This is a genomic window from Williamsia sp. Y721 (assembly GCF_059683565.1).
On record NZ_JCASNH010000005.1, the window covers coordinates 555005 to 579765 of the forward strand.

Here is a 24761-nt window from a genome sequence, read left to right on the forward strand (position 1 = left end):
CAGAACTCACTTCTGTAATTTGCTGTAACGGAACACACATTGCTTGCGTTGGCACCAATAGTTGCGTCGGCGTTACCGTTGGCCAGTGTCAACAACAGGTGTGGTCGAGCAACCCTCTTCGGAGCGTGTGGAAGTCGACGAGGCCTTCCAGACCGTCCACGACTTCATGTCCCGCCTGATGGCGGCGATGGACGTCGACACGATGGACGACATCATCGACACCGAACTCGGATTCAGTCACTTCAAGGCACTGCTGATCCTCAGCCGACACTGCCGGCCGCTCTCGGTCAACGAACTCTCCGACGAGCTGCGCCTTTCACTTGCTGCCACCGGACGAGCTGTCGACAAGTTGGTCGGCCTCGAGTTGGTCGTCCGTCGTGAGGACCAGTTCGACCGCCGCATCAAACGGGTATCCCTGGCCCAAGCCGGCGAAAAAGCAGTTGCCGTCGCAATCGACCGTGGGCAGGACGCGATCCGCAGTCTGGTCACCTCACTGCCCGGCGACCTGCGGACCAATCTGAACAACGCACTCGTGCCGGTATTGTCCGGCGACTACCTCGCTCCCTCACCTTGCGCCGATGACCGGGCGTCCATGTAAGCAACCGCGTCGGCATCGCCGACGGACCAGACGACAGCATGTCCAACCTTTTCCAGAAAGCAACTCTATGACCTCTACCGACAAGGCCGCACCGCCGAGTCAGAAACTCGATCCGGCGATTCTGAAAATTGCCGTGGTCGTTGTACTCGGCGCCATCATGGCGATCCTCGACACCACCGTTGTGTCGGTGGCACAGAACACATTCCAGGATGAGTTCAGTACCGACCAGGCCGGAGCCGCCTGGACCATCACCGGTTACACCCTGGCGCTGGCCGCCGTGATCCCGCTGTCCAGTTGGGCTGCAGCACGATTCGGCACCAAGAACGTCTACCTGACGTCGCTGGTGCTCTTCGTCTTGGGTTCGGCACTGTGTGCGCTGGCCTGGGATATCACGTCCCTGACCGTGTTCCGCGTGCTCCAGGGCCTCGGCGGCGGCATGCTCATGCCCGTCGGAATGATGATCCTGACCAAGGCCGCAGGGCCTGCTCGCGTCGGATCCGTGATGGCCATGCTCGGTATTCCGATGCTGCTCGGTCCGATCATGGGCCCGATCATCGGTGGCGCACTGATTGAATACGCCAGCTGGCACTGGATCTTCCTCATCAACGTGCCGATCGGCATCATTGCGTTCTTCTACGCGATGGCAGTACTGCCCGCGCAAGACGAAAAGGCCCGGCCGACATTCGATTTCCTCGGACTGCTCCTGCTCTCGCCAGGCCTGGCCCTGTTCCTCTACGGCATCTCACTGAGCGCTGAACACGGCAACTTCACCGATACCCCGGTCTGGCTCTCCGCCACCGTCGGCCTGCTCCTGATGATCGCGTTCGTCTTCCACGCGCTGCGGCACAAGAACCCGCTGCTCGATCTGCGTCTGTTCAAGAACAGCAAGCTGTCGATGGCCGTGGTCACCATGACGTTCTTCATGATCGCGTTCCTCGGCGCCGCTCTGCTGTTCCCGCAGTACTACATCGGCGTGCGCGGCGAGTCGACTCTGATGACCGGGTTGTTGCTGGCACCACAGGGTCTGGGCGCGATGCTGACCATGCCGATGTCCGGCAAACTGACCGACCGTCAGGGACCGGGCAAGCTGGTCATGGGTGGCATCGTCCTGATCACACTGGGTATGGGCTTCTTCATCTTCCTTGGCGCGGACACCTCGTTCTGGCTGCTGAGTATCGCTCTGTTCGTTCAGGGTCTCGGTATGGGTATGACGATGATGCCGATCATGTCGGCCGCGCTGGCAACACTGTCGGACAAGCAGGTTCCCGACGGTTCAACGCTGATGAATGTGGTTCAGCAGGCTGCCGGTTCAATCGGCACCGCGATCACTTCGGTGCTCCTGGTCAACAACCTCAAGGACGCAGAGACTCTGAGCGAGGCGGCAGATGGCTTCGCCAGCACCTTCATCGTGGTCACTGTCCTGATCGCACTCTGCTTCATCCCGGCGTTCTTCTTGCCCCGCAAGGCGATCGCCAAGCCCACCGATGCCGAAGGGCAGCCGGTGCCGGTGATGATGCACTAGCGATTATCCGGTTCGACAACAGCAGCGCCGCCCGAGAGATTCTCCCGGGCGGCGCTGCTGCTTTGTCAGGTGGTGGCGCAGGTCAGACGGCGCCGGTCTGCCGCAGGACCCAGGCGTACTCGAAAGCAACCTCTTCCCACTGCTTGTAGCGTCCGCTGACCCCTCCGTGACCGGCCTTCATCTCCGTCTTCAGCAGGATCGGGGCATCGCCGGTCGTGTTGGCCTGAAGTCGGGCAACCCATTTGGCAGCCTCGGTGAACAGAACCCGGGTGTCGTTGAGCGAGGTGACCACCAGGATCTCGGGATATGGCAACGCTTCGACGTTCTCATACGGCGAATACGACCGCATGTAGTCGTAGACCTCTTTGTCGGCGAGTGGATTTCCCCATTCATCCCATTCGATGACCGTCAACGGGAGCGACGGATCGAGGATGGACGTCAGCGGATCCACAAACGGCACCACGGCCAGGATTCCGTTGAACAGTTCCGGTGCCATGTTGGCGACCGCACCGACCAGCAGCCCGCCGGCACTGCCACCCTCGCCAACGAGATGATCGGCGTCGGTCACACCGGTGTCGATGAGATGCTGTGCCGCGGCGACGAAATCGGTGAAGGTGTTCTTCTTCGTCAGGGTCTTGCCGTTGTCGTACCAGTGGCGTCCCATCTCACCACCGCCACGAATATGGGCGACCACGAATACGACGCCGCGATCGAGCAGTGACAGACGCGAGATCGAGAAGCCCGGGTCGTTACTCGATTCGTACGAGCCGTAGCCGTACAGCAGCGTCGGGGCGGGCCCGGAATCAGCGCCTCGCCTGCGGATCACCGACAACGGGATCTTGGTGCCATCCGGTGCGGTGGCCCAGTCCCGGCGTTGCTCGTAGTCGGCCGGATCGAAGTCGCCAAGCACTTGCTGCCGCTTGAGCAGCGTCCGCTCACCGGTTGCGACGTCGAGATCGAAGATCTCGGTGGGGTTGATGAAACTCGTGTAGCCGATGCGAAGGCGCGGGGCCGCCCACTCAGGGTTGGCCCCGAGCCCGGCCGAGTACAGCTCCTCGTCAAAAGTGACCTCGGTGAACACGGGTTCGCCGGTGGTCAGCGGAGCGATCGAAAGTCGCGGCAGCGCTTCGCGGCGGTAGCTCAGGACCAGTTGTCCGGCAAAGGCGTCGACATCCTCGAGGCGTACCTCGGCGTCGTGTGGCACCAGGGTGCGTGTTGCCGTGGGGTCACTGATCGGGGCTTCGAGCAGTTCGAAGTTCTCGGCGTTTGCGTTGTGCAGGATCAGGAATCGATCCTGGTCCTCGATGACGGCATGTTCGACGCCGTACTCGACGCCCTCTTCGCGCGGCCATACCACCGTGAACTCACCGGTGGGATCTCCGGCGTCGAGGACCCAGACCTCCGACGTGATCTTCGACCCGACCGTGATCATCAGGTACTTGTCGCTGCGGGTGCCGCCGATACCCACCCAGTACTGCTCGTCCGGTTCGTGGAACACCTTGACGTCGGGGGTGCCTGCACCCAGATCGTGCCGCCAGACCGTATCGGGGCGCCAGGCCTCGTCGACAGTCTGATAAAAAACGTGACGGCCGTCGAGCGACCACAGTGCACCGGGCGCTGTGTCGGTGATCTCATCGGCGAGCAGGTCACCGGTACGAAGGTCCTTGAACCGCATCGTGTACCGCTCGTCGCCGGTGCTGTCGACGCTGTAGGCCAGCAGCGTGCCGTCCTCACTGACCGACAACGCGCCCAGACTGAAGAAGTCGGTGCCCTCGGCCTCGACGTTCGAGTCGAGCAGGATCTCTTCACCGGGAACGGGCTGTCCGGGCTCGACTTTCGGCGGCGTCCAGTCGTCCGGACCACTGATCGGGCACCGGGCACTCAGTGAATACTGCTTGCCCTCTTCGGTGCGGGCGTAATACCAGTACTGGCCCCGCCGCGTCGGCACCGACATATCGGTTTCCTGTGTGCGACTTTTGATCTCGGAGTAGATGTCGGTCCGCAGATCGGCGAGTTCAGCCGTTTGGGCAGCGGTGTACTCGTTCTGTTGCTCGAGAAACGCGATGACCTCGGGATCCTCTTTGTCACGCAACCACTCGTACTGGTCGATCACGGTCTCACCGTGATGGGTGCGCTCGAATGGAATCTGTTTCGCGACGGGCGGCACGATGGCTTCGGAATCCTGCGAGGTGTCGGTCACTGCTCTCCCTTCGGCCAGTCATCGAATGACAGGCCTGAAATACGTTCGTACGCTTCGATGTAGCGGGCGCGAGTGCGTTGCGCGATGTCGTCGGGCAGTGCCGGTGGTGGCGCATCGACCGCTCGGTCCCAACCGGAATCGGGGCTCAGGAGCCAGTTGCGGACGATCTGCTTGTCGAAACTCGGCTGCACCCGGCCCGGGGTGTAGGTCTTCGCATCCCAATAGCGCGAGCTGTCCGGGGTGAGCACCTCGTCGGCGAGTACCACGGCGCCGTCGGCGTCCAGACCGAACTCGAACTTGGTGTCGGCCAGGATGATTCCGCGCTGCGCCGCCAATTCCGAGCCGCACGAATAGATGTCGAGGGTCAGGTCCCGCAAACGGACCGCCAACTCTTCACCGACGGTGGCCACGACTGCGTCGAAGCTGACGTTCTCATCGTGCTCGCCGATGTCCGCCTTGGATGCAGGTGTGAAAATGGGTTCGGGCAGCTTGCTGGACTCCCCCAGTCCGGCGGGGAGTTCGATCCCGCAAACCGATCCGGTGGCGTTGTAGTCGAGCAATCCCGACCCGGTCAGATATCCACGGGCGACGCATTCGACGGGCAACATGTCGAGCTTCTTGACCACCAGCGCCCGGCCGAGCAGCTCCGCCGGGATCCGGGGATCCTCAGGACCACCCGCGAGGTGATGCGGAACGCCCAGTGCACCGAAGTAGTAGACGCTCATCGCGGTCAGGATGCGACCTTTGTCAGGGATCGGCGTCGACAAGATGTGATCGAAGGCCGAGATCCGGTCCGAGGCGACCATCAGCATGGTGCCCTCATCGATCGAATAGAGATCCCGCACCTTGCCGGCCGCGAGATGTTCGTAGGAGTCCAGAGCAGGGCGCATACCTGTAGAGGTTAGTGGCCCGAGCATCGCCCGCCGTTGCCAGGTGCCCGGGCGATGCCGTCATCAGGGCGCGATCGCCCATTGGCGCATCCACCCCGTTCCCGGCCCCTGCTGCGACAATGACCCGGTGAGTGAATCGAAAGCTGCCGTCACCATCACCTACTGCACACAGTGCAACTGGGTCCTGCGGGCCTCGTGGATGGCCACCGAACTGCTCAACACCTTCGGCACCGAACTCGGTTCGGTCACGCTGGTTCCAGGCACGGGCGGTGTCTTCCACATCGAGGTCGACGGCACGCTGATCTGGGAGCGCAAGCGTGACAACGGCTTCCCCGACATCGTCACCCTCAAGAAACTCGTCCGGAATATCGCGGTGCCCGATTGGAACCTCGGCCACGCGGACTCGGTGACCGACTGACCCTTCAGTCGCGGTCTGTCAGCGCCGCGGGCGCAGCACCCGGAAAGCGCGTCTCGAAGTCGAGCACCCCGACCCAGGCCGGGATCACGGCGATCCGGTGCATCTTCGCCCCGCTTGCCCGCAGGTCGGCGAAGTAGCCGTCGGCAACGTCAGCGGGCATACCGCGACGCATCATCAGCTCATACTCCTCGACGATCCCGTCGACGTCGGTGATGACGGCCTTCCCGCGGATCTGCAGTACATGCGGCGGGGCCTGGTCGGTGTCGATCGTCAGGGCGACCACCGGACGGCGTCGGAGAGCCGGAACCTTGGCGGCGCCTGCGAAGGTGGCCATCACCAGCTCGGTGCCGTTCCACCAGAAGTTGATCGGCAGTACCCGGGGTGTGCCATCGGCGACGACGTACGCGAGTCGGGCCGGGATATCCGTGTGCAACAGCTCCTGCGCAACATCGGTCTCGAGTAGCGCGAGGTCACCCTGCGGCAGAGAGTCGGCGGTGATCACGGCGCCGTCTCCACGTGCCGCGAGAGTTTGTTGAAGCAGCTGTCCCAGCCGAGTTTCGCGCCGTCATCGCTGCTGATGGGCCCCGGTGCCAGCAGGTGAAAAGTCATGGTGGTCGCGCCGGGCGCCGATTCGACAAACGTCACCGTGCACACCGAAACGCTCTCCGGCATGGTCGGATCCGACCACGTGAACACCAAGCGGTCCGGCCGGTCGACCTCTTGGTAGACGCCATCGATGTGCGCTTCGAGTCCATCCGGGAGCACCATCACCGCGCCGTAACCACCGCCGGGTCGAACATCCCCGTACATGCGCTCGCGTGGTGTGGTCATGCCCTCAGGCGCCATCCACTGGGACGACTGGTCCAGATCGACCCAGGCATCGAAGACCACCTCGGGCGGTGCTGCGAACTCGCGGACGATTGTGAACTCTCGATTGGCTGTCTCGCTCATGGTTCTTCCTCCTGGTTGCCGACCCCGGTGATCCGGTTGATGTGCTCTTCGAGTTGATCGAACTTCGCGTCCCAAAAACGTCGGTATTCGCCCAGCCAATCACTGGCCTGTTCGAGCGGGCGAGCTTCGAGCGAACACGGACGCCACTGGGCGTCACGCCCCCGCGAGATGAGGCCGGCCCGTTCCAAAACCTTCAGATGCTTGGACACCGCGGCCAGGCTCATGTCGAACGGCTCGGCAAGCGCGGACACCGTGGCCGGGCCGTCGGCCAGTCGCTCCAGCATTGCCCGCCGCGTCGGATCGGCGAGCGCTGAGAACACGGCGCTGAGTTGATCGGCCACTTGTACACGCCTCGGCTTTCCACCCTGCCGGGTTATTCAACTAATAGGTTATCAACCAATGAGTTGAATATTAGTCCGAGTCGGCGATTCGTCAACCCCTGATTTGCCATCACCCGTGGGCCACGACAGACGGCTTTCCGGGCGCGATGATCAACACGATGAGTGCTGCAACCACGGCGGCCACCCCCGCCGCGACAAAGCTGCGAGTGAACCCGGCAAGCGTGACCCCGACGATGCTGGCCGCCGCGGTGCTCGACATCGCGGCCGCCCCGATCGATGCACCGAACTCGTGGAACGTACTGACGATGCCGGCCGCGATACCCGCCTCCTGCGGAGCGATCTGCCCCAGAGCGGTCGCCGAGGCGGTGACGAACAGCGCCCCGGTGCCGGCTCCGGCGATGCTCACGCCGATGGTGACGGCCACCGGATGCAGCTCGATGGCGGGAACGATCATGCCGACCGCGGCGACGAGCAGCCCCGCCACCGACATCGCCCTGACTCCGAGCCGTCCGATGAGTTGACCGGTTGTGTTGGCGCCCACCATGGTTGCGATCGCAACGGGCAAGAAGAGCAGCCCGGTGTGCAGGGCGCCATAGCCCAGCGAGTGCTGGAAATAGAAGGTTCCGAGGAAGAACACCGCAACCATCAGCGCCGTTGCCATGACGATCAAGAACACACCTGTTGCCACCGGCCGCCGGGCCAAGAGACCCAGATCCATCAACGGGGATGCGGAAGTGCGTTGGCGCCACACGAACAGCCCGAACCCAAGTGCCGCAACAAGAACCAGCACTGCCGAAGTAACCGTCAGCCACCCTTCGTCGCCGGCCTCGATCAGCGCATAGATCAAGAACACCGACGAAGCGGTCACCAGCGCGGCACCGAGTACGTCGAGGCGAGCAGGGCCGGCGCCCGCGGGTAGCGCAGGCAGCATCAGCGCGAGCGCCACCATGATCACCAGGCCGATCGGCACGTTGACGAAGAAAACCCACGGCCAGCCGGGTCCGGCGGTGAGCACGCCGCCCACGAGCACCCCGAGCGCGGCGCCGCCACCCCCGAGTGCCGACCACACGCCCAACGCCTTGTTGCGCTCATCCCCCGCGAACAGGGTCACCACCAGTGACAACGCCGCCGGGGACAGCAGCGCCGCGCCGACCCCCTGCGCAATCCGACCACCGATCAAAACCTCGGCGGAGCCGGCGAGTCCGGTGCCCAGGGAGGCAGCCACGAAGACCCCGAGCCCGGTGAGAACAACGCGTTTGGCTCCGACCAGATCGACGATCCGACCGCCCAGGAGCATCAGGCCACCGAAGGTCAGCGTGTAGGCGCTGACGGTCCAGGTGACCGCCTCGCGACCGACATCGAGATCAGAACCAATGTGCGGCAACGCAATCGCGACAACCGTGACATCGAGTATCAGCATCAGTTGAGCCACACCCAGAAATCCCAGGATGCGCCACCGGGCCGGGTGAGGCTCAGGATCGAAGGCAATCGGTTCTCTACTCGAATCAGACATGGCGACCCCCTAAGGATCTAAGTCGTATGGTTGTGTACGAGTTAGTTCGACGCTAACACGTACAGCCATGTACGAGCTAGGGTTTTGCCGTGAGCAATTCGGCGGCGCGTCCCAGGCGGCGGGCTGATGCCCGCCGCAGCATCGACCGCATCCTCGCTGCGGCGCGCGAACAGTTCGCAACCAACCCGCGGGCCAGCATCGAAGACATCGCCACCGCAGCCGGTGTGGGACGCATGACCCTGTACGGGCACTTCCGGACGCGGGCCGACCTCATCGAGGCGACCCTGGCCGATGCGCTGGGGTCCGGTGAGGAGGTCCTGAAAGAGGTGGATCTGACCGGCGATCCCCGCGAGGTGATGCGCGAGCTCCTATTGTCGAGCTGGTCATTGGTCTGGCAGTCGTCGGCGTTACTGGCCGCTGCAGAGGGAACCCTCGGCGAAGAACGCATCCGCGAGCTCCATGAGGCGCCGGCGCAGCGTCTCGAAGGCCTGATCCGGCGCGGGCAGGACACCGGCGCTTTCCGTACCGATCTGCCGGTGTCGTGGCTGGTGAACGCCGTGCACTACCTGTTGCACGGCGCGGCCACCGAAGTCCGCGTCGGCCGCCTGGCCGCGCAGGACGCCGCCTACGTCGTCAGCCAGAGCGTCGACGCGCTACTTGCCTCGCCCGCGCCGCGAACACCCTGAAAACTGTCAAATAAGAAGGCGCCGAGGGCTATTCACCCTCGGCGCCTCGCTATAGGACAGTTTTGGGGGACGTCAGAGAATCGGCGCCGGCGCGTATCCGGCGGCGTCGGGGTACTTGGCGACCAGCTCCGCGACCTGCGCCACCACTTCGGCCACCTGATGTTCGGCAGCACCGATGAACGCCGACTTGTCGGCGAGTGCGGCGTCGAGTGCTGCCCGATCCAGCGGCAGACGATCGTCGGCGGCAAGCCGGTCGAGCAGGTCGGGCTCGCGGCCGTCTTCCCGCATCGCGAGCGCAACGGCCACCGCGTTCTCCTTGATCGCCTCATGGGCGACCTCGCGTCCGACCCCCGCACGCACTGCCGCCATCAACACCTTGGTGGTGGCGAGGAACGGCAGATAGCGGTCGAGTTCCTTGGAGATCACCGCGGGGTACGCACCGAACTCGGCGAGAACGGTCAGGAACGTTTCCATCAGACCGTCGATGGCAAAGAACGCATCCGGCAGTGCGACGCGGCGGATCACGGAGCAGAACACGTCGCCCTCGTTCCACTGCGCGCCCGCGAGCTCGGCGGCCATCGACCCGTATCCGCGCAGGATGACCTGTAGGCCGTTGACCCGTTCACAGCTACGGGTGTTCATCTTGTGCGGCATCGCCGAACTGCCGACCTGTCCTGGCTGGAAGCCCTCCGTCACCAGCTCGTGCCCGGCCATCAGCCGGATCGTCTGCGCCAGCGACGACGGTCCGGCCGCCACCTGCACCAGCGCCGAGACCACATCGTGGTCCAGCGAGCGCGGGTAGACCTGCCCCACCGACGTCAGCGACTTCGAAAAGCCAAGATGCTCAGCAACTTTCGACTCCAACGCCGACAACTTCTCCACGTCGCCGTCGAGGAGGTCGAGCATGTCCTGGCTGGTGCCCATCGGGCCCTTGATGCCACGCAGGGGGTAGCGGTTGATCAACTCGCGCAGCCGGGTCAGGGCGATCAGCAATTCATCGGCGGCAGAAGCAAAACGCTTGCCCAACGTCGTCGCCTGCGCAGCGACGTTGTGGCTGCGTCCGGCCATCACCACCGACGAGTACTCCGCGGCGCGATCGGCCAGCCGGGCCGCGGTGGCCACACCATGGGCGTGGACGTGTTCGAGGGAGCGCAGGATCTGCAGCTGTTCGACGTTCTCGGTGAGGTCGCGGCTGGTCATGCCCTTGTGGATCTGTTCGTGCCCGGCCAGCGCGTTGAACTCCTCGATCCGCGCCTTCACGTCGTGCCGGGTGACCCGTTCACGATCCGCGATCGACGCCAGGTCGATCTGGTCGAGCACCCGTTCGTAGTCGGCGATGGCCTCGGGCGGAACGTGGATACCGAGTTCGCGCTGCGCCTTCAGGACCGCAACCCAGAGCTGGCGCTCCAGCACGATCTTGTACTCCGCCGACCACAGCCTCACCAGGTCGGCGGACGCATAACGCGCGGCCAGAACGTTGGATACGCGGGGCTTCGTCAGGTTTTGCTCGGTATCAGACACCGGTACATTATGCCCCGCCGCGAAACGCCCTCCGCAGCCACTGCAGGTCAGCCCACCGCGACCGGTGTCACCGGCGCGACATGGTCGATCACCTCGGACAGTGCAAACTTCGCCGCGGACACAACATCTGCGACGGAATCGGCCAACGCCCCGATCACCACACCGTCCTCGACGGCCATCAGTTGCGCGATCCCGGACAGGTCGGTGCTGCGCCCGGACTTCTCCAGGACGTCGAAGTGGACGTTCCGGATCCGGTTCCGGTGATCGGCGAGTATCTGGTGCAGCCGCGGCATCCGTGCACACAGGATCACTGTTTCGTAGCGGCAGGTCAGTGTGGCCCGTGGCGTGTTGTCCCCGACGAACACCTCGGCGAGCGCTTCAGCGGTCGCCTCGGCACCCCGACGCCGGCGCGGGAGCGCCCGACTCCGCTTGGCAATTGCGGTCTGGTCGTCGTCGCAGACATGCTCGACGGCTTCGGCCACCAGATCCTCAAGGCAGGCAAAATAATAGGTTGTCGACGCCAGCGGCAACCCCGCCCGATCCGCGACCGCACGATGCCGGACCGAGTCAAACCCACCCTCCAATAGCAACTCTCCCGCGGCGGCGATCAGCAGCGCCCTGCGACGCGCGCCTTTTGGAGTTCCTGCGGAGTTCACCCCGCCATGGTGGCAAAGGCCGCGCGACCATGGGTCATTTCGGCCAAATACCGGCTGCAGGCAGGCGTTTGCGCTAAAACACCGGAGCGAGGCGCTCCAAGGCCAACGCGATGTCGTCTGTGGCGCCTGCGAAACTCATCCGGACAGTCCGATTTCCGTGGCGAGTATCGAAATCCAGCCCGGGTGCCATCGCCACTCCGGTCTGTTCGAGCACTCCCTCACACCAGCCCAGCGAATCGTCGGTGCGATCGCCGAGGTCGGCGTACACATAGAACGCGCCGTCCGGCGGGGCGATGTCGTCGATACCCAGATCGGCCAGCCCCCCGAGCAAAAGCTCCCGATTCCTGGCATACCGGGTGACGTGACCGTCGAGTTCGACCTTCGACTCCGGACCGAATGCGGCAACCGCTGCGTACTGACTGATGGCAGGCGCGCAGATCGTCAGATTGGCCGTCAGCCGTTCGACCGGGCGGCGGAGCGGCTCGGGAACCAGCATCCAGCCGAGGCGCCATCCGGTCATGCTGAAGTACTTCGACACCGATCCCATGACGACCGATTGCCGCGACGTGTTCCACGCACACGATGTCTCACGGCCGTAGCTGATGCCGTGGTAGATCTCGTCCGAGATCAGCAGTGTGCCGTGCGCATCGCACCAGCGCGCGAGGTCCGCCAACTCGGCCGGATCCAGGATCGTCCCGGTCGGATTGGCCGGACTCGCGACGATCAAACCCGCGGGCGGTCGGTCCAGCGCTTCGAGCATCGCCACCGTCGGCTGAAATCTCGTCTGCGGCCCACAATCGAGTTCGACGACCTCACAACCCAGGGCCGCCAACGTATTTCGGTAGGCGGGGTAGCCAGGGCGAGCCATCGCGACGGTGTCCCCGGCGTCGAACGCGGCCAGGAAGATCAGCGTGAACGCACCCGACGATCCGGTGGTCACCACCACGTCATCGGGTTCCACCGGAACGTCGTAGCGCTCGCGATAGTGGCCGGCGATTGCTTCGCGCAACGGCGCGATCCCCAGCGACTCGGTGTAGCCGAGCAACGATTCGTCCAGCGCCTTCTTGGTGGCGGCGAGGACCGGGACCGGGGCCGACGTCGACGGCTGACCGGCGGCCAGCGAGATGACGTCGAGGCCACGGGCCCGCCGCGCAGCAATCGCGGCCTGCACGTCCATCACGTGAAACATGTCGACCTGAGATCGTTGAGATTGCGAACGCATACCCCGAAACTATCTGCTCCCGGTCGGCCCTGATCGATCACCCGCATCGACTGACATTCACCCGCCACTCACAGGTACCGTTGTCCTGCGATGACTACCTCCGCCAACCGGGCGCCCTCACCCCGAACCTCCGGCAACCCTCCCACCCACGGCGGCCCCGTGACCGGCCGTCGTGCCGTGCTCGGTGCCGGGCTCGCGGTCGGCGCCCTCGGATTGCTGGCGGCATGCGCTGACGACGAGCCGAAGCGGGTCGCCCCGCAAGCGGTGCGCGCGGATCAACCTTCGACCCGGCCCCAGGAGGCCACCGCCCCCGTCGGCACGGCGGAGATCTTCACCGGCAGTTTCGAATCCGCGAAGATGCTCGGCCGCCAGACGAACTGGATGGTGGCCCGACCGGCCGGGGTGACCGGCGAACTCCCGGTTGTTGTGGTCCTCCACGCGCTGAACACCGATCACCGCGCTGCGTTCATGGGCGGGCTCGAGATGCAGACCCTGATGCAGGATTGGGCAAGCCAGGGCAACGCCCCGTTTGCACTGGCCGCGGTGGACGCCGCCCGCAGCTACTACCACCCACGGACCGACGGCACCGACGGCGGTGCGATGGTGCTCGACGAATTCCTCCCGATACTCGAAGGCGATCCTGGGCTGGGTCTGCGCACCGATCGCATCGGCTTGTTCGGCTGGTCGATGGGTGGATACGGCGCACTACGTCTGGGCGCGATGCTCGGCGCTCCCCGCGTTGCTGCGATCGCCGTCAGCTCACCCGCATTGTGGGGCGACCCCGCGAACTTTCCGCCCCGCGCGTTCGACAGCACTGCCGACTACCAAGCCAATTCCCTGTTCGGACAACAGAATTCGTTCACCCAGATACCACTGTTGATCGAGTGCGGATCCAGTGACCAGTTCTTCACCTACACCCGCCAGTGGATGGCAGGCCTGCGGCCGCCGCCGGCATTCGGGACATCGCCGGGTGGGCACACCAACCGCTACTGGCGGGGCGTCCTGCCCGGACAGATCGCATTCCTCGGCCGCAACCTCGCGGACTGACGGACGTAGATCAGATTCCTCTGCTGATGAGCTCCGAGAACCGGCGCTCTGCTCAGTCCCGCCTCGTCACCGGTTCGACAACTCGCAGGAAATCGAGTAGCTCGGCGTCTGCGCTGCCCGGTGTTGCCGAGTACAGGACCAGCTTCAGGTCGGAGCCGGGGACCAGTAGGACATCGCAGTCGAGGGTGATGTCGCCGACCGTCGGATGGCTGATGGTCTTGCGGTCGGACGCGTGCACGCCGACCTCGGCGCGCTGCCAGAGTTCGGCAAACCGTGGATGGTGTGCGTTCATCTCGTCGATCAGACCACTCACCCGGGGATCTGCCGGGTACCGGGCGGCGGCCTCACGCAGATCGGCCACCAGAGCCGCTTCGAAATGGTGGGCATCACGCTCGGATCGGACGTATTTGCCTGCGTCGCAGGCGAAGATGACCCGGACGAGGTTGCGGTCGGCGGCCGAGGTCGCGCTGGGGTCGCCGAGCAGTGCCGACCAGGGGTTCGTCCAGCGGATGAGCTGCCAATCGGCGGCATAGACCGCCAGCGGTTGATCGCCAAGCCGGGCCAGGATCCGTGCCACTCCGGGCGAGATGTGATCGTCGACGAGACGATCTCCCGGCGGCAGTAGCCCCGCGGCCCGGAACAAATGGTCGCGTTCGGCTCGACTGAGCTGCAATGCTCGCGACAGCGAACCGATCACCGAATCGGTGGGACGGGTGGCCCGCCCCTGTTCGAGCCGGACCAGGTAGTCGACCGACACCCCGGCGAGCTGCGCGAGTTCCTCACGACGCATCCCCGGGACGCGCCGCCTGGTTCCTGTGGTTATTCCGGCGTCGGCCGGATCGAGCCGATCCCGCCACCGCCGGATCAGCTCCCCCGCGTCCGCTCGTGATGTTGTCACCGGTCCATTGTGCGACACCCCGCCTCATCGAGCCTGGTACTGCCAGACCCCATGTTCACCGGTGATCTGGCAGTACCGATCGCGGCAGACGATTCTTCGGGTACGTACCGTTTCAAATCCGAGGAGATCGTCTTGACCCCCACCCGAACTTTTGTGATGACCGGCGCCACCCGCGGAATCGGCCGCCTTGCCGCCGCGAACATCGTGTCCGACGACCCCGACGTCCATCTGGTGCTGCTCGCCCGCGGCGCGGCCGACGACGTTGCCTCCGAACTGCGGAGCGGCGGTGGCACCGTCACCGTCATCACCACAGACCTCTCATCGCCTGCTGATGTTCATGCGGCCGCCGATCGGGTGAGGTCTTTGCTCGCCGCGGGGCAACTGCCACCGCTGGCCGGAATCGTCGCCAACGCCGGAGTCCAGTTCACCAACGCCCTGACCGTCACCCCGGACGGCCACGAGGAAACGTTCGCGGTGAACGTACTGGCCAACCATGTCTTGATCCGAAGTCTTGCCGGCAGCCTTCAGTCCGGCGCACGCATCACCGTCACCTCGAGCGACACCCACTTCGGCGACCTGCGGCACAATCTCGGGATGATCCCGGCACCGGCGTGGAGTCACCCCGCCAGACTGGCGGCACCGGGCGCGTTCCCGAATCCCGAGTCGGCCGCGGCGGGCCGAACTGCCTATTCCACAAGCAAATTGGCGGTTGTGCACCTCGTCCACGCCTTCGCGCGCCGGCTACCCGACGGGCTGCAGATCGTCTCCTACAACCCCGGCTTCGTCCCGGGTACCGGCCTGGCGCGCGACGCGAATGGGTTCGAACGGTTCCTCGTCGGCCGAGTGATGCCTGCGCTGACCCTGACCCCGATCGCCACCACGAAGCGCGCTGCGGCCCGTCACCTCACCGACACCGCGCTGGGTGTCGTCGCGGCGACCTCCGGCGACTACATCGACCGCGGTCGGGTGGTCCGGTCGTCGGACGAGTCGTATGACCCGCTGCGCGAGGACGAACTCTGGAACCATGCCGAGGAGCTGATGGGCGGCCTCAGATACTGATGCGACCCTCTTCGGCGGCCAGCCCGATATCGGTGCGGAAGTGCGAACCGGTCAGTTTGACGGTCTCGAGCCGGCTGTAGGCCTGGGCGCGGGCGGCGGCAAGATCTGCGCCGACGCCGACAACGCTGAGCACGCGGCCACCGTTGGAGACCACAGCACCATCAGCGATCGCGGTCCCGGCATGCAGCACACCTTCGGCGTCGGAGCCGATGATCGGATCGCCGGTACGCGGCCGTCCCGGGTAGTTCTCGGCGGCCACGACCACGGTCACGGCAGCGCCCTCTTCCCATTCCAGGGGCGGAAGCTGTTCGAGGGTTCCGGTGGCCGTGGCGTGCAGTGCCACACCGAGCGGCGACTTGAGCAGCGCGAGCACGGCCTGGGTCTCCGGATCACCGAAGCGACAGTTGAATTCGACAACAGCGGGGCCTTCGGCGCCGATCGCGAGTCCGGCGTAGAGCAGGCCGGAGAACGGGATTCCGCGGGCCACGAGCTCGGCCGCGACCGGCTTGACGACCTCGTCGACGATCCGCGCGACCATCTCATCGGACAGCCAGGGCAACGGTGTGTACGCACCCATGCCGCCGGTGTTGGGTCCGGCGTCGCCGTCGCCGACCCGCTTGTGGTCCTGCGCAGGCAGCAGCGGGACGACGGTGTCACCGTCGACCAGGCAGAAGAGCGACACCTCGGGACCGTCGAGGAAGGACTCCAGCAACACCGGATGTCCACTCTCGAGGAGGTCGGCGGCGTGGATCCGGGCGGCGTCGCGGTCGGCGGTGACAACCACACCCTTGCCTGCAGCCAGCCCGTCGTCCTTGACGACCCAGGTCGGCCCGAAACGGTCGAGTGCGGCGTCGAGGTGGGCCGGGTTGTCGACGATCTCGCTGTGCGCGGTCCGGACGTTCGCCGCAGCCATCACATCTTTGGCAAATGCCTTGGAGCCCTCGATCTTTGCCGCTTCGGCGCCGGGGCCGAACGTGGCGATGCCTGCTGCCCGCAGCGCGTCGGCAACTCCGAGTACCAGGGGTACCTCGGGGCCGATGACCACCAGGTCTGCGGCGATCGATGTGGCCAGGGCCACTACGGCATCGGTCGACACCATATCGACCACATGGTTGGTGGCCAACGCCGCGGTGCCGGGGTTACCCGGAGCCACATGTAGGTCGGTGACGGACGGGTCGCGGTTCAGACCCAGGACGAGGGCGTGTTCACGGCCGCCCGATCCGATGACGAGTACTCGCACGTGCCTGACCCTACCGCCCACCGCACGGGGCACATACCTACGCCTCCAGCACTTCCAGTGCCTGACGTCTGTGCTCGCTGCCCACGACCTCATCGACCACAATCCCCAGAGCGGGTGCCAGTGCCACGACGATCAGACAGGTCGCCACCGAAACCCCTGCCGCGGCAAGCACAACCGCCACCGCGAGTACCACCGCCATCCCGCACAGTTCGACCAGGTGGACGCGGTTGAAGCCGAGTAGAAAACCATAGAGCGAGTAGATGCACGCAAGGTAGGTCCCCACCGGGACGATCACGGCGACCACCGCGGCTGTCTCGCTGATCGTCGCCTCGTGCTCGAGGTAGAGCGCCGCCACATGGAGCCCGGCGCCCATCATCGCAATGGACATGAAGATCAGGATGTGGAAGTAGCCGAACGTGAACGCACGGCCACGGCGCGCATGCAGTGCCCGCCCGGAAGGGACCACGAAGTAGATCCACCACATGCCGAAGGTGATCCCCACACCCGCCAGACCGACGACGGCGGTCTCGACCGTCCAGCCCTGGAGGTGCACCACGGCCTGGAGCGCCACGGCTGTCCCGAGGATGCCCTCGCCGAGGGTGATGATCGCCAGCAGGCCGTACCGCTCGGCGATGTGGTGCGCATGCCACGGCGTCGGTCCTTCTTTGCCCACTTTCTCGGCGATCACCGGGACACACATCTCGGCGGCCGCGAGCAGCCCGATCACCGCCATCGTCTGGTAGAGGCCGGTGTCGAGGAATATCGCTGCCACCCAGGCGATCTGCACAATGCTGATGCCGACCACATAGACCAGACACGTGTGGCGGTAGCCCGAACTGCCCAGTGCCGCGCGAAGCCATTGCACAACCATCGCCAGCCGCATCACCACATATCCGAGAACCATCACGCGGTTGTTGACCACGCCGCCTGCATCGATGGACTCGAAGACCGGCTCGATGCCCAGCGACAGGATCAGCACGCCGATCATCTGCACCATCGTGGTCAGGCGGTACACCCAGTCGTCGGTGTCGAAGGCCGAGGCGAACCAGGTGAAATTGATCCACGCCCAGATCGCGGCGAATGTCGTGAAGACGAACCCGAACACAGCCGTCTTGTAGTGCCCCTCGGCCACATAGTGCGAGACCTGCAGACCCGCGAACGAGAAGGCGACCACGAACGTGAGGTCGAAGAACAACTCCAGGTTGGTCGCGGCCCGATCGTCCTCGTGCGGGTCGCGGCCGACCATGCGGGTCACCCGATGTTTGAGTTCGCTCACTGCGGCCACGGCCGACGGTCCGCCACCCTGTGTGTCGGTCATGTAGAGCCCCAGCCCTTCTCCATTGACGATCGCTTGCCTGAAACCAAGGATCGGCCCCGACCCAGGCTAAGTCAGCACGTGAAGGAGCGTGGATCAGGTGGGTTCGGTGAGGTCGTACAGCGTTACCGAACCCACCGTCGTACTGGAGAAGTTGGCCTCGACCCACTCGGTGATCTCAGACGCGGTGCCGCTGCCACCGCCCCCCATCTGGCCGCCACCGGCGATGAAGTAGTGGATCTTTCCCTCGTGCACATACACCTGGAACTCGGTCAAAGTCGGCGACGGATCACTCCCGTTGAACCCACCGATCGGCATCACCGAATGCTCGGTGGCCAGCTGATAGCCCGACGCACTGTTCGAGCCGATGGCGGCCGCCACCCAGGTGAACTGGTCGGCGTCCTCGTTCAAGGTCGCAACCATCTCGCCGGTTGGCGTCGATCCGGAGAGTAGTCCGCCACCGGCACCACCCATCTGACCTGCTTCCCCCAACTGCGCCCGGCCATCTGTGCCGCCACCCGGCCCCGGCATCGCACCTTGACCACCCGGTGCACCTCGCCCGTCGGTCATGCCGGGCATGCCTTGCTGTCCGGTCATCCCGGGCGGCACCATGTCGCCGGCGCCGGCGGTCATCCGACGCATCCCACCGCCCGGCCCGAAACCGCCGTCGGAGGAAGGCCCGGCAGTGGGAATCGATCCCGATCTGGTGGACGAGACCGTCTCGATCGCATATGCGGCCGGACCCACCAGTCCCAGGGTCAGTGCCACAAACGCTGCGACGGGTGCGACACGCCGCAGCGCCGGTCTGGTCAGCTGTGAGAATGCCACAACGACCGCGGCAACGACCGAGCCGATCAACACGACGTAGCGCAACCACGGCACGAAGTCCGGTGAACGACTCAGGAGTACGTAAGCCATTGTGCCCGTTGCCAGAATCGCACCAGCCAAAACCATACGCGGCCACAACCGATCACGGCGTTGCCAGCACTGAACCGCCCCGGCACCCACCAGTGCGGCGATCGCCGGCGCCAGCGCCACCGTGTAATAGGCGTGGAAGATCCCCGCCATGAAACTGAACACAGCCATCGTCGTGACCAGCCACAGTCCCCAGACCACCAGCAGCGCACGTTTGCTGTCGGTCCGTACCGACTTGCCGCGCAGAATGATTGCGGCGACACCCAAGATGAACGCGGCGGGGATCAGCCACGCGATCTGACCACCCTGCGATGCGTCGAACATGCGCGTCCAGCCGGTTTCGCCCCACATACCACCTCCGCCCCCGCCACCGGGACCGGCGGGGAATCCCTCAGCGCCAAATCCTCCGACGCCCTCGCCACCGGTTCCGCCACCCCCCGGTGTGACGCTGCCCGTCTCGTTGCCACTGAGTCGACCGAATCCGTTGTAGCCCAATGTCAGTTCGAGAATCGAGTTGTCCTGTGATCCACCGATGTACGGGCGCGAGCCGGACGGCCACACTTCGACGGCCAGAACCCACCAACCCGCGGAGACGATCATCGCTCCGAGCGCAGCGAACAGATGCCCCAGTCGGGTGATCCAGGTTCTCTGTCCAAACGCGATGTAGGTCAACGCCAGCGGGGGGATGACCAAGAACACCTGCATCTGTTTCGTCAGAAACCCCAGTCCGACAAACACGCCCGTAAGGATCATCCACCGGATCCTGCCGTCGTCGATGGCCTTGAGCGTCGCCCAGACGGCGGCGATCATCAACAACACCAGCAACGCATCGGGATTGTTGAAACGGAACATCAATACCGCGACCGGGGTGAGTGCCAGCCCGACACCGGCGATGAGTCCGGCGACGGGACCAAAACGTTTACGGACAATCCAGTAGAGCAACGCTACCGACGCCGCACCCATCAAGGCCTGCGGTACCAGGATCGCCCACGAGTTGAGACCGAAGAGTCGTACCGAGAGCCCCGGAATCCACAGCGACATAGGTGGTTTGTCCACCGTGATCGAGTTCGCTGCATCCGAGGACCCGAAGAACCACGCCTTCCACGACTGGGACCCGGCCTGAATTGCCGCCGAGTAGAACGAGTTCGCCCACCCGTTGACACTCAGGTTCCACAGATACAGTCCCACGGTGGCGACCATGAGTACGGCAAAGGCCGGCCACTCCCAGCGCGGCCGGGGCGCTGACATCGGGGCGGGTTCCGGCGATGCCGGCTCCGGCTCGGCCGGTAGACGATCGACCAGCACCGTCATGCCGATACCTCCTTGTTGTGATGAGACGTGCGAAATACCAGGCGAAACCCGACAAAACGAAGGACCGTGGAGATCAGGTTGGCCACCACCAGCACGGTCAGCTCGACGTGCTTGGACACATCCGGAGCCCAAAGGTGCAGCAGCATCAACGATCCGGCGGTCAGCACCCATCCGAGTACAAATATCGCGATGCCCTGCAGCTGATGCTTGCCGGCGCCATCGCGACCGCGCACACGAAATGTGAACGCCCGGTTGGCGGCTGTGTTGAACACGGCGGTGATGAGTAGCGCGAGAAAATTGGAGATCTGCGCGCCGACAATGGAATGCAGCGCGAGATAGAGCCCCGCGTAGGCGACCGTGGAGGCCACGCCGACCAGACAGAATCGAACCAACTGGCCGGCCAGGCCGCGCGGGACACCGGCCACCTGCGGACCGATTTCGCTGCGGCCCAGGCTTTCTCTGAGCTCAGCAACCGGCAGACGTCCGGAGGCCAGTGCCCGGCCAACGCGCCAGCACCCCTTGATGTCTTCCGTCGCGGTCGCGACGATGTCCACCTTGCTGTGGGGATCGTCGATCCAATCGACCGGAACCTCCGCGATCCGCAGCCCCGCCCGCTGAGCGATCACCAGCATCTCGGTATCGAAGAACCAGCCGGTGTCGTCGATCATCGGCAGCAGCCGGCGGGCGACATCCGCCCGAACAGCCTTGAAACCGCACTGCGCGTCGGAGAAGCTTGCACCCATGGTGGTGCGGAGCATCAGGTTGTAGCCACGTGAGATGAACTCCCGCTTGCCACCGCGGACAACCCGCGACGACCGGGTGAGCCGGCTACCGATCGCAAGGTCGGAATGTCCGGACACCAGCGGGGCCACCAACGGCAGTAGTGCGTTCAGATCGGTCGAGAGATCCACATCCATGTAGGCGACCACCGCGGCGTCGCTGTCACGCCAGATGCACTTGAGCGCGCGGCCACGCCCCTTCGCATCGAGATGGGCGACCCGAACAAGGCGGCCGTTCTCAATCGATGCGGCGAGTTCCCGCGCGATCGCCAATGTGCCGTCGGTGCTGGCGTTGTCGGCGATGGTGATCCGTGCCGAGTACGGCATGTGCGCACTCAGATGTGCGGTGAGCCGGTGGATACACGACGCCAGATCTGCTTCCTCGTTGTAGACCGGGACAACGATGTCGATCACCGGTGCCGCGGGTGTGAGATCGACGACGATGGCGGCAACCTCGGCCGGGACCTCGTCAATGGTGTCTGCGCTCATGCCGTCACTGTGGAATCCCAGCCTGTCGCAGAGCTGCATCGCCGCTGTCAGGTTCCTGTAAGCGCTGCGACCAGCGGACGGGGATAAGGTCGAGGCATGGCATCGGTTTTCACAATGATCATCAACGGCGACATCCCCGGACGATTTGTGTGGAAGGACGACGACGTCGTGTCGTTCCTGACCATCAACCCGGTCACCGACGGGCACCTGCTGGTTGTCCCGCGGCAGGAGGTCGATCACTGGGAAAGTGTCGATCCCGCACTCTTCGGCAAGATCAGTTCCGTCGCGCAGACCCTCGGGCTGGCCGTCAAGGCGGCATTCGACGCTCCGCGGATGGGCCTGCTGATCGCCGGACTCGAGGTTCCTCACCTGCACGTCCACGTGTTCCCGGCCTGGCAGCTGGAAACCTTCGACCTGGCAAACGCGCAGAAAGAACCCGATCCGGCGGCACTCGACGCCGCCGCCGACAAGATCCGGGAGCAACTACGCGCCCTCGGTCACGGTGAGTACGTCAGCGACTGATCTGGTCCCGCGGAATCCGCACCCAGAACGTCGCACCGGCGCCGGGCTCCGACTCGACGCCAACGGTGCCTCCGTGCGCGGCGACCAAGGCCGCGACGATCGACAGGCCCAGGCCACTGCCCGAGGAACTGTCGGTGCGATGACGCGATGAATCGGCGCGGTAGAACCGCTCGAACACCCGAGCCCGGTCCTCCTCGCTCAGCCCTGGGCCGGTGTCGGACACCGACAAGACCGCATCGTTGTCGACGGTGCCGACGCGAACGGTGATCGACGCGTCGTCGGGCGTGTGCAAGATGGCATTGCCGACGAGGTTGCTCAACACCTGCGCGAGCCGGGCGGCATCGCCGGAGACCTCGGGAATGCCCGGTCCGTCGAACACCTCCACCGAGATATCCCGGTCCGGGGCCGCCGCCCTGGCGCTGTGCACCACGTCGGATGCCAGCGCCAACAGATCGACCGGCGCCCGTTCGAGTGGTCGCTGGGCATCGAGCCTGGCGAGCATCAACAGGTCTTCGACCAGTAATCCCATCCGCTTGGCCTCGGTTTCGACCCGCGACATCAGTACCTCGGTGTCGGTCATCGCACCCTGTCGGTACAGCTCGGCGAATCCCATGATCGACGTCAGCGGTGTTCGTAATTCGTGACTGGCGTCGGCCACGAACCGGCGCATGTTCTCTTCGGAACGGCGAGCCTGCTCCTCCGAGGCCGCAGTCGCGGCGAAGGCACCCTGAATCTGATGCAGCATCGAGTTGAGCGACTCCGCGAGCCGACCGACCTCGGTGTTGGGTGCCGCCGGGGGAACTCGTTGGTCCAGATCACCCGCCGCAATCGCCTGCGCTGTCTGCTCGACCCGTTCCAGCGGTCGTAAGCTGGTGCGCACCAACAGATATCCGAGTGCCCCGATCACCACTATCACACCGGCGCCGATGCCGAGCTGTAGCCAGATCAACCGGGTGACGGTGTCATCGACATCGGTCAGTTCCACCGCGACGATCGCGCTGCCGAACGATGAGGTCGTCTCGACAACCCGCCATCGCGGTCCGTCGCCGACCGACTTCACCGTCACCGGGTCAGTGCCAAAACCGTTGGCGTCGGACAGATCCGGCTCTGCTTCGTTGTCGTTGATGATCATCGTGCTGCCGTCGAACCGCTGGATCTGAACGTAATACGGCGTTGGCGGACGGCCGCTTTCGACATCTTGGGGGTCCATTTGTGGCGGCGGCAGAGCCCGCGGTCTCGCCCACCCCGCGGCAGCCTCCCGCAACGAATTGTCGGTACGGTCCATCAAGTTGTCCCGCATGGCCGACGTGACGGCGACACCCGACACCAGCAGCCCCATGGTGACCAGGACCAGCGTCAGCGCCACCAACGACACCCGAAGCGGGACGCCCCGGCGTTGCTTCGCTGCGGTGGTGACCTCGGTAGCCTTTGTCACCGAGGCTCGCGCATCACATATCCGACACCGCGCAGGGTGTGGATGAGCCGCTTCTCGCCGGTGTCGACCTTGCGCCGCAAGTAGGACACATACGATTCGACGACGTTGACCTCGCCGCCGAAGTCGTAATTCCAGACGTGGTCCAGGATCCGGGGCTTCGACAGCACGGTGCCGGCGTTGATCATGAAATAACGCAGAAGGGTGAACTCGGTGGGCGAGAGCGACACGAGCTCGCCGTTCTTCCACACTTCGTGGGTGTCGTCGTCGAGTTCGATGTCGGCGAACTTGATTCGAGAACTGGCCTCTGGCTTCTCGCCGAATCCACCGCGCCGCAACAGCACCCGTAACCGGGCGACAACCTCCTCGAGGCTGAACGGCTTGGTCACATAGTCGTCGCCGCCGATGGTCAGTCCGGTGACCTTGTCCTCCACCGAGTCCCGGGCGGTGAGGAACAATGCCGGAGCTTCCACGCCGTCTGCGCGCAGACGACGAAGCAGCCCGAAACCGTCCATCCCTGGCATCATCACGTCGATGATCAATGCGTCCGGGCGGAACGTACGAGCGATGTCGAGAGCACTGGGACCGTCCGGTGCCGTCTGCACCTCGAACCCTTGGAACTTCAGCGAGACCGACAAGAGCTCGCGAATGTTCGGCTCATCGTCGACCACCAGCACCCGCGCACTCTGATCACTCATGTCTCACACCCTGCCTGACCGTCTTATCCAGAGTCTGCCAGCAACCTGGGAGGTTCCTGTGAATGACGTTCGAATCAGGCGGGCCGAGATCCGTGGCAGACCTGGTGGTCAGAGCACTCCGCCGGTAAACCGCGAAGCTGTGATCGCCCCGGGCTTCTAGAAGGTCGGTGGTGGTTCGTTCCTTCCTCGTTCTTCGCCGACTGCCAGGCGGCGGGCGGCTTCTCGCTCGCGTCGTCGGCGGTTGGCAAGTCGTTCCTGCTGACGGCGTGCGTGTTTGGCAGCGGTACGTGGCTGTGATCTCGCCGGTGATGTTGGCGGCGATGTTTTCGGTGAGCCGCGCTGGTTGTCGAAGACGATCAACCGCAACGTCGGGAACAAATCGTCGCCGGTCCACCCCGGACCGTGATAGTGGTGGCGTTCGGGTGTGGTGAAGATCAACCGGGTCCGCCCGGTCTCGGGGTCGGGGTACTGATCATCAAGCCAGTCGGAGTAGGTCTTGAGCAGGTGGTGAAAACGGCACAGCGTCTTCATCTCTGAC

Annotated in this window: 23 protein-coding genes and 1 pseudogene; 7 read left to right on the forward strand and 17 right to left on the reverse strand. The window is 64.8% G+C overall.

Going from position 1 to position 24761, the window contains the following annotated elements; genetic code table 11:
- Window positions 1-85: 85 nt before the first annotated feature.
- Together AC56PL_RS26080 and AC56PL_RS26085 are read left to right on the forward strand one after the other, a co-directional pair.
- On the forward strand, window positions 86-598 hold the full coding sequence (locus AC56PL_RS26080) for a MarR family transcriptional regulator (RefSeq protein WP_495517203.1): 513 nt from the start codon (window positions 86-88) through the stop codon (window positions 596-598).
- Between the two features lie 67 nt (window positions 599-665).
- Complete coding sequence (locus AC56PL_RS26085) at window positions 666-2120, forward strand: DHA2 family efflux MFS transporter permease subunit (RefSeq protein ID WP_495517202.1); 1455 nt, start codon at window positions 666-668, stop codon at window positions 2118-2120.
- Window positions 2121-2202: 82 nt separating this feature from the next.
- Here AC56PL_RS26085 and AC56PL_RS26090 read toward each other — a convergent pair whose 3' ends face one another.
- Complete coding sequence (locus AC56PL_RS26090) at window positions 2203-4320, reverse strand: S9 family peptidase (protein ID WP_497155613.1); 2118 nt, start codon at window positions 4318-4320, stop codon at window positions 2203-2205.
- Window positions 4317-5210 carry a phosphoribosylaminoimidazolesuccinocarboxamide synthase gene (locus tag AC56PL_RS26095; protein WP_497155614.1) on the reverse strand — a complete coding sequence of 298 codons (894 nt, stop codon included), beginning with the start codon at window positions 5208-5210 and terminating at the stop codon, window positions 4317-4319. The genes AC56PL_RS26090 and AC56PL_RS26095 overlap by 4 nt, the downstream gene beginning before the upstream one ends.
- 127 nt (window positions 5211-5337) lie before the next feature.
- Between AC56PL_RS26095 and AC56PL_RS26100 the strand changes: the two genes are divergently transcribed.
- Entirely contained in the window at window positions 5338-5628 is a 291-nt protein-coding gene (locus tag AC56PL_RS26100) for an Rdx family protein (RefSeq protein WP_497155615.1), read from the forward strand.
- A 4-nt stretch (window positions 5629-5632) separates the two neighbouring features.
- Here the strand turns inward: AC56PL_RS26100 and AC56PL_RS26105 are convergent, their stop codons facing one another.
- The 4 genes from AC56PL_RS26105 to AC56PL_RS26120 all read right to left on the reverse strand — a co-directional run bounded on the left by AC56PL_RS26105 (window position 5633) and on the right by AC56PL_RS26120 (window position 8433).
- Window positions 5633-6130: a pyridoxamine 5'-phosphate oxidase family protein gene (locus AC56PL_RS26105; protein ID WP_497155616.1), complete on the reverse strand. Its 498-nt coding sequence runs from the start codon at window positions 6128-6130 to the stop codon at window positions 5633-5635.
- Window positions 6127-6579, reverse strand: coding sequence for an SRPBCC family protein (locus tag AC56PL_RS26110; RefSeq protein WP_497155617.1), 453 nt, complete (start codon window positions 6577-6579; stop codon window positions 6127-6129). Before AC56PL_RS26110 ends, AC56PL_RS26105 begins: the two co-directional genes overlap by 4 nt.
- The gene (locus tag AC56PL_RS26115; protein WP_497155618.1) at window positions 6576-6920 is read right to left on the reverse strand and encodes an ArsR/SmtB family transcription factor; all 345 of its coding nucleotides are present in this window, start codon (window positions 6918-6920) and stop codon (window positions 6576-6578) included. The genes AC56PL_RS26110 and AC56PL_RS26115 overlap by 4 nt, the downstream gene beginning before the upstream one ends.
- Window positions 6921-7029: 109 nt before the next feature.
- Window positions 7030-8433: an MFS transporter gene (locus AC56PL_RS26120; RefSeq protein WP_497155619.1), complete on the reverse strand. Its 1404-nt coding sequence runs from the start codon at window positions 8431-8433 to the stop codon at window positions 7030-7032.
- An 89-nt stretch (window positions 8434-8522) separates the two neighbouring features.
- Here AC56PL_RS26120 and AC56PL_RS26125 point away from each other — a divergent pair, with 89 nt between their 5' ends.
- Window positions 8523-9119, forward strand: coding sequence for a TetR/AcrR family transcriptional regulator (locus AC56PL_RS26125; RefSeq protein WP_497155620.1), 597 nt, complete (start codon window positions 8523-8525; stop codon window positions 9117-9119).
- Window positions 9120-9191: 72 nt separating this feature from the next.
- Here AC56PL_RS26125 and purB read toward each other — a convergent pair whose 3' ends face one another.
- From purB to AC56PL_RS26140, 3 genes are all read right to left on the reverse strand, one after another.
- Entirely contained in the window at window positions 9192-10619 is a 1428-nt protein-coding gene (gene purB / locus AC56PL_RS26130) for an adenylosuccinate lyase (protein WP_497155656.1), read from the reverse strand.
- A gap of 68 nt (window positions 10620-10687) precedes the next feature.
- Window positions 10688-11296, reverse strand: a complete 609-nt coding sequence (locus AC56PL_RS26135; RefSeq protein WP_495517193.1) for a TetR/AcrR family transcriptional regulator — start codon at window positions 11294-11296, stop codon at window positions 10688-10690.
- Between the two features lie 73 nt (window positions 11297-11369).
- Window positions 11370-12518, reverse strand: coding sequence for an aminotransferase class I/II-fold pyridoxal phosphate-dependent enzyme (locus tag AC56PL_RS26140; RefSeq protein WP_497155621.1), 1149 nt, complete (start codon window positions 12516-12518; stop codon window positions 11370-11372).
- 90 nt (window positions 12519-12608) lie between these two features.
- On the opposite strand from AC56PL_RS26140, the gene AC56PL_RS26145 reads away from it, so the two are divergent.
- Window positions 12609-13565 carry an alpha/beta hydrolase gene (locus AC56PL_RS26145; RefSeq protein WP_497155622.1) on the forward strand — a complete coding sequence of 319 codons (957 nt, stop codon included), beginning with the start codon at window positions 12609-12611 and terminating at the stop codon, window positions 13563-13565.
- Window positions 13566-13617: 52 nt separating this feature from the next.
- On the opposite strand, the gene AC56PL_RS26150 is transcribed toward AC56PL_RS26145, so the two are convergent.
- Window positions 13618-14463 carry an MmyB family transcriptional regulator gene (locus AC56PL_RS26150; protein ID WP_495517190.1) on the reverse strand — a complete coding sequence of 282 codons (846 nt, stop codon included), beginning with the start codon at window positions 14461-14463 and terminating at the stop codon, window positions 13618-13620.
- A 51-nt stretch (window positions 14464-14514) separates the two neighbouring features.
- Between AC56PL_RS26150 and AC56PL_RS26155 the strand changes: the two genes are divergently transcribed.
- Window positions 14515-15522, forward strand: a complete 1008-nt coding sequence (locus tag AC56PL_RS26155; protein ID WP_497155623.1) for an SDR family NAD(P)-dependent oxidoreductase — start codon at window positions 14515-14517, stop codon at window positions 15520-15522.
- On the opposite strand, the gene purD is transcribed toward AC56PL_RS26155, so the two are convergent.
- From purD to AC56PL_RS26175, 4 genes are all read right to left on the reverse strand, one after another.
- Window positions 15512-16762, reverse strand: a complete 1251-nt coding sequence (gene purD, locus AC56PL_RS26160; RefSeq protein WP_497155624.1) for a phosphoribosylamine--glycine ligase — start codon at window positions 16760-16762, stop codon at window positions 15512-15514. The two genes, AC56PL_RS26155 and purD, sit on opposite strands and share 11 nt — an antisense overlap.
- Window positions 16763-16799: 37 nt before the next feature.
- Window positions 16800-18080: a low temperature requirement protein A gene (locus AC56PL_RS26165; protein ID WP_495517187.1), complete on the reverse strand. Its 1281-nt coding sequence runs from the start codon at window positions 18078-18080 to the stop codon at window positions 16800-16802.
- Window positions 18081-18173: 93 nt separating this feature from the next.
- The gene (locus AC56PL_RS26170) at window positions 18174-20303 is read right to left on the reverse strand and encodes a glycosyltransferase family 39 protein (RefSeq protein ID WP_495517186.1); all 2130 of its coding nucleotides are present in this window, start codon (window positions 20301-20303) and stop codon (window positions 18174-18176) included.
- Entirely contained in the window at window positions 20300-21571 is a 1272-nt protein-coding gene (locus AC56PL_RS26175) for a bifunctional glycosyltransferase family 2/GtrA family protein (RefSeq protein ID WP_497155625.1), read from the reverse strand. Before AC56PL_RS26175 ends, AC56PL_RS26170 begins: the two co-directional genes overlap by 4 nt.
- Before the next feature lie 96 nt (window positions 21572-21667).
- Between AC56PL_RS26175 and AC56PL_RS26180 the strand changes: the two genes are divergently transcribed.
- Window positions 21668-22093 carry an HIT domain-containing protein gene (locus AC56PL_RS26180; RefSeq protein ID WP_495517184.1) on the forward strand — a complete coding sequence of 142 codons (426 nt, stop codon included), beginning with the start codon at window positions 21668-21670 and terminating at the stop codon, window positions 22091-22093.
- Here AC56PL_RS26180 and AC56PL_RS26185 read toward each other — a convergent pair.
- From AC56PL_RS26185 to AC56PL_RS26195, 3 genes and pseudogenes are all read right to left on the reverse strand, one after another.
- Window positions 22083-23528 (reverse strand): sensor histidine kinase, encoded by a 1446-nt coding sequence (locus tag AC56PL_RS26185; protein WP_497155626.1) that lies wholly within the window; start codon window positions 23526-23528, stop codon window positions 22083-22085. The two genes, AC56PL_RS26180 and AC56PL_RS26185, sit on opposite strands and share 11 nt — an antisense overlap.
- Complete coding sequence (locus AC56PL_RS26190) at window positions 23525-24223, reverse strand: response regulator (RefSeq protein ID WP_495517182.1); 699 nt, start codon at window positions 24221-24223, stop codon at window positions 23525-23527. The genes AC56PL_RS26185 and AC56PL_RS26190 overlap by 4 nt, the downstream gene beginning before the upstream one ends.
- A 156-nt stretch (window positions 24224-24379) precedes the next feature.
- Window positions 24380-24761 (reverse strand): annotated as a pseudogene (locus tag AC56PL_RS26195) (HNH endonuclease); the annotation flags it as partial.